Below are 4,852 nucleotides of genomic sequence, written 5' to 3' on the forward strand. Positions count from 1 at the left end.
GTTAACGTGTTCCTTTTCTCTTACAAACTTCTCCTTTGCCATCGCCTTACCTCCTGTTTAAGCCCAGGACCGGACTTGAACCGGCGACCTCACCCTTACCAAGGGTGTGCTCTGCCCACTGAGCTACCTGGGCGAGTTTTTAATAAAAAAGCGGGCGACGGGACTCGAACCCGCGGCCTGCTGCTTGGAAGGCAGCTGCTCTACCACTGAGCTACGCCCGCTGGTGGAGGGGGCAGGATTCGAACCTGCGCAGGGCGGAGCCCGGGGGATTTACAGTCCCCTGCCTTTGACCACTCGGCCACCCCTCCTAAGCCCAAAAGCTGGCGGTGGGGGTCGAACCCACGCCCGCGGGATTACAAATCCCGCGCTCTGCCACTGAGCTACGCCAGCTTAAGAGCAATATTAAATCATATCACCTTTTAGGCTTTTAGTCAAGAAGTATAAAAATAGGCACGGGCGGACTTGAACCGCCGACCTCCTCCTTGTAAGGGAGGCGCTCTGCCAACTGAGCTACGCGCCTTAAGTTTCTATATTATAGCACACCTCCTGCCAGGAGACTATAATTTATCCTATGGGTCTTCCGCAAGCAACAGACACTAAAAGACTTTACTATTCTCTCAAGGATTACCTTAAAGAAAAGTATGGCAGGCGAGTGCAAAAGATAACCGTTGCATTACCCTTTACCTGTCCTAACATAGATGGCACAAAGGCAAGGGGTGGATGCACCTACTGTTTTTCTGGCACAAGACCCGCACACCTTGAGCCATACATTCCTCTGCGTCAACAGATAGAGGAGGGCATAAGAAGGGCAAAAAACCGATACGGTGAAAGGCTCTACTTTTTCATATACTACCAGTCCTACTCTAACACCTACGGAGAGTATGAATACCTCAAGTCTGTTTACGACACCGCTCTTGAATTTGAAGAGGTGGTGGGCATAGATGTAGGAACTCGTCCAGACTGTGTTCCAGAGTGGGTGCTTGACCTTCTTGAGAGCTATTCAAGGAAGGGTCTTGAGGTCTGGGTAGAGTATGGACTGCAGAGTGCTAACTTCAAAACCCTAAGGTTTATAAACAGAGCTCATGGAGTTTCTGACTTTGTGGATGCGGTGCTAAGGACAAAGAGAAGAGACCTAAAGGTTTGTGCTCACATAATTCTGGGACTGCCTTACGAAGACCAAGAAGACATGCTTGAAACGGGCAAGCTCATAGCAAGTTTGCCAGTGGATGGCATAAAGATTCATCCTTTACATATAATAAAAAACACAAAAATGGCGGAGCAGTATCTAAGGGGTGAGTTTGAGGTGCTTAGTCTTCAGGAGTATGCAAAAAGGGTAGTAGACATCTTGGAAATACTACCACCCAATATGGTTATTCATAGGCTAACTGGAGAAGTAGAACCAGATAGGCTAATAGCACCAGATTATTGCACTTATGCTAAGAAGCAAGAGGTTGTAAAAGCCATAGAAGAAGAGCTTGTAAGACGAGGAAGCTATCAAGGCTGTAAGCAACCCTTTAACCGATGAAGAAACATCACTGGGCTCTGATATCTCTTTCTGTTAACCTGCTTCAAGCACTTCTTAAGTTCATAGCGGGGATTTTGACAGGAAGTCTGTCTATGGTTGGAGAGGCGGTTCATTCTCTTTCCGATTCTTTTGCCTCTGTGGTAGCCTTTATTACCATAAAGCTCTCCGACAAAAAAACTAAGAGGTTTCCATATGGTCTATACAAGCTGGAAAACATAGGCTCTATAGTCATAGCCTTCTTCCTGCTTTTGACCGCCTATGAGATGATAAGGAGGGTTATAAGCAAGGAGGTGGTAGTAAAGGAAGAGTATCTTGGCTTGGGTCTTGGTGTGGTGGTCTTTTCTCTCCTTAGCTCTCTGACCCTTTCTTTTCTTGAAAGAAGGGCGGGCAAAAGGCTCAACTCTCCTACCCTTATAGCGGACTCTTATCATACTCTTACCGATGCCTTTGGCTCTTCCTTGGTGCTTATGAGCCTTTTGGGAGTTTACATGGGTTATCAGCTTGACAGATACTTTGCCCTTGGTGTCGCCTTGCTTATAAGCTATACCGCTTTTAGCATACTCTGGAAGGAGGTGTCGGTGCTCTTGGATGTGTCCGCAGACGAGAAGACCCTTGAGAGAATAAGGCAGGTGCTTCTCTCTTTTCCAGAGGTCAAGGAGATAAAGGGTCTTTTTGTGAGAAGTTCTGGTGGAAAGCTCTTTGCGGACTTGGTGATTGCATTGGAGGGTAGAGACTTTATAAGAATGCATCAGCTCGTTGACCTGATAGAGCAGAGGCTAAAGGAAGAGATAAGGGAGCTTGATATGGTTTTTATACACTATGAGCCTGTGGATGGTGAAGAGCTAAGAGTAGGAGTGCTTGTGGATGAAAAGGGAGATATAAGCCAAAGGTTTGGAAGAGCTAAGGAGCTTCTCATCTTTGGTGACTCTCCAGAGAGGATAAGAGACTTGCCGAAGGATGAGGTAGACATATCTAAGCTTGTATGTAGCAAGAGGCTTTCTGTGGTCATCTGTGGACATCACCCAGAGTCCTCAAAGGCAAAGGGAATTTTAAGCCAAGGGGGTGTGTTTGTCTGGGAAACAGAAGAGAAAAACCCCTACAAAGCCCTCAAAGAGGTGGTTTATAATTTATGCGATGTCAAAGATTCTCATAAAGAAGGTCAGGCTCATAGACCCCTCTCAAAACCTTGATAGCACAAAGGACATTCTCATAGAAAAGGGAAAGATAAAAGCCATAGGCGATGACCTATTTGAACTTGAAGCTCAAGTCATAGAAGGTCAGGGTCTTATTGCTTGTCCTTCTTTTGTAGACCTACATGTGCATCTTAGAGACCCGGGTCAAGAATACAAGGAAAACTTGGAAAGCGGTATGAAATGTGCGGTTGCTGGAGGTTTTACCACGATTGTATGTATGCCAAACACCAAGCCAGCCATAGACTCGCCAGAGATTGCACAGTATATAGTTAGAAAGGCGAGGGATATAGGTCTTTGTAGAGTTTTACCCTCTGGTGCTATAACTAAGGGAAGAAAGGGGCAAGAGCTTGTGGACTTTTATGCCTTAAAAGAGGCTGGATGCGTTGCCTTTACAGATGATGGCGCTCCTCTTATGGACTCAAGGCTTATGGAGAAAGCCTTAAAGCTCACCGCTCAGATTGGCTCTTTTATAATGAACCATTGCGAGGATGACAGGATTGCCAACGGGCATATAAACGAAGGTTATGTAAGCTCTTTGCTTGGTATAGCCTCAAGACCTGCGAGCGCAGAGGACCTTTTGGTGGCAAGGGACTGCATACTTGCCTACCACACGGGCGGACACATCCATATACAACATCTTAGCTCCTCCTTGAGCGTGGAGATAATAAGGTTTTTCAAAGAAAAGGGGGCAAGGATAACCTGTGAGGTAAACCCCTACCATCTTCTCTTTACAGAAGAAGAAATTCTCAGGTCTTACTCCAATGCGAAGGTAAACCCACCACTAAGAAGTCAAGAACGTCGCAAAGCTCTTTTGGAGGCACTCAAAGAGGGAACAATAGACTGCATAGCTACAGACCATGCTCCTCATGCGGTTTGGGAAAAGGGACAGATAGAAAAGGCTATGCCTGGCATGATAGGATTGCAGACCGCTTTGCCAATGATGCTCCAGCTTGTAAGAGAAGGACATATAAGTCTCTCAAGGATGGTGGAGTTAATGTCTTGCAAACCTGCAAGAATACTCGGTCTTACAGACTGTGGAAGCCTAAGGGAGGGCTCAAAAGCCAACTTGGTGCTCTTTGACCCAGAAAAGGAGTGGGTTCTCAATGAAGAGACAAACCTCTCAAAGTCCAAAAACACACCCCTCTGGGGTAAAAGGCTAAAAGGGAAGGTTCTTTATACTATCTTTGAAGGCAGGATAGTTTACAAGGATGTTTAAGAGGGTAGCGGTAATAGGTGTGGGCTTTATGGGAGGTTCTTTTGCTCTTGCTTGTAGGGAAGCGATAGGTTGCGAAGTTTTTGGAATAGATATAAATCCTCAAGCGGTAGAGAAGGGCAAGCAACTGGGTGTTATTCAAGAGGGCTCAACTGACCTAAAAAGCGTAAGACTCTTTGAGCCAGACTTGGTGATGTTGGCAACGCCTGTGAGGACCTTTCTTCCAATAGCAGAGGTTATAAAAGACCATATAAGCAAGGAGTGTGTGGTTTCCGACCTTGGCTCGGTAAAGGGAAGGCTTGTTTACAGGTTGGAAGAAATACTTGGCGAAAGGTTTGTGGGAGGACATCCTATAGCAGGCACAGAGAAGGCGGGAGTGGAAAACTCTCTAAAAGACCTCTTTAGAGGAAAGCGGTTTATCCTCACACCCACAGAAAAAACTCATCGGGAAGCAAAGGAAAAGATAAAAGACCTGTGGACTAAAATAGGCTCTTTGGTTGAGGAAATGGACCCATACGTGCATGACTTTGTTTTTGGGGTGGTTTCTCACCTGCCTCATGCGGTAGCCTTTGCCCTGATGGATGCGGTAGATAGGCTAAGCAAAGAGATAGACCTCTTTAGATACCCTGGCGGTGGCTTTAGGGACTTTACTCGTATAGCTGGCTCTGACCCAGTTATGTGGAGGGATATTTTCTTGGAAAACTCCCAAGAGGTGGTCAAAGCTATAGAGGTGTTCATGTCTTCTTTGCAAAGACTAAGGGAAGCCATAAGGGAAGGGAAAGAGGAGGAGCTCACTGAATATCTTCGCAAAGCGAGTGCAAAAAGAAGGTCTTTGGAGATGTCTTAACCAAATCTTAACCAAACCTTAACCGATTCTTAACATAAGGAAATTAAAATACTACCCAGCCTATAAGCGGAGGA

General features: G+C 46.0%; 4 protein-coding genes and 5 tRNA genes. 4 read left to right on the plus strand and 5 right to left on the minus strand.

Annotated elements, in window-relative coordinates; translation table 11 throughout:
* Positions 1-60: 60 nt before the first annotated feature.
* The 5 genes from WKI49_04250 to WKI49_04270 all read right to left on the minus strand — a co-directional run bounded on the left by WKI49_04250 (position 61) and on the right by WKI49_04270 (position 520).
* Positions 61-133: transfer RNA gene (locus WKI49_04250), tRNA-Thr, on the minus strand.
* A gap of 16 nt (positions 134-149) precedes the next feature.
* Positions 150-221, minus strand: a tRNA-Gly gene (locus tag WKI49_04255).
* Positions 222-308: transfer RNA gene (locus WKI49_04260), tRNA-Tyr, on the minus strand. It abuts the tRNA gene before it with no gap.
* A 10-nt stretch (positions 309-318) separates the two neighbouring features.
* A tRNA-Thr gene (locus WKI49_04265) sits at positions 319-390 on the minus strand.
* A gap of 57 nt (positions 391-447) precedes the next feature.
* A tRNA-Val gene (locus tag WKI49_04270) sits at positions 448-520 on the minus strand.
* 51 nt (positions 521-571) lie between these two features.
* On the opposite strand from WKI49_04270, the gene WKI49_04275 reads away from it, so the two are divergent.
* The 4 genes from WKI49_04275 to WKI49_04290 are packed head-to-tail and all read left to right on the plus strand — an operon-like array spanning position 572 to position 4,778.
* Positions 572-1,525, plus strand: coding sequence for a TIGR01212 family radical SAM protein (locus WKI49_04275; protein MEJ7621711.1), 954 nt, complete (start codon positions 572-574; stop codon positions 1,523-1,525).
* Positions 1,522-2,715: a cation diffusion facilitator family transporter gene (locus WKI49_04280; protein MEJ7621712.1), complete on the plus strand. Its 1,194-nt coding sequence runs from the start codon at positions 1,522-1,524 to the stop codon at positions 2,713-2,715. The genes WKI49_04275 and WKI49_04280 overlap by 4 nt, the downstream gene beginning before the upstream one ends.
* Positions 2,660-3,934 (plus strand): dihydroorotase, encoded by a 1,275-nt coding sequence (locus WKI49_04285; protein ID MEJ7621713.1) that lies wholly within the window; start codon positions 2,660-2,662, stop codon positions 3,932-3,934. Before WKI49_04280 ends, WKI49_04285 begins: the two co-directional genes overlap by 56 nt.
* A complete protein-coding gene (locus tag WKI49_04290) occupies positions 3,927-4,778 on the plus strand; it encodes a prephenate dehydrogenase/arogenate dehydrogenase family protein (protein MEJ7621714.1) in 852 nt (283 codons plus the stop codon). The genes WKI49_04285 and WKI49_04290 overlap by 8 nt, the downstream gene beginning before the upstream one ends.
* Positions 4,779-4,852: the final 74 nt, after the last annotated feature.

The organism is Aquificaceae bacterium (assembly GCA_037722135.1).
Classification (GTDB): Bacteria; Aquificota; Aquificia; order Aquificales; family Aquificaceae; genus Pampinifervens; species Pampinifervens sericum.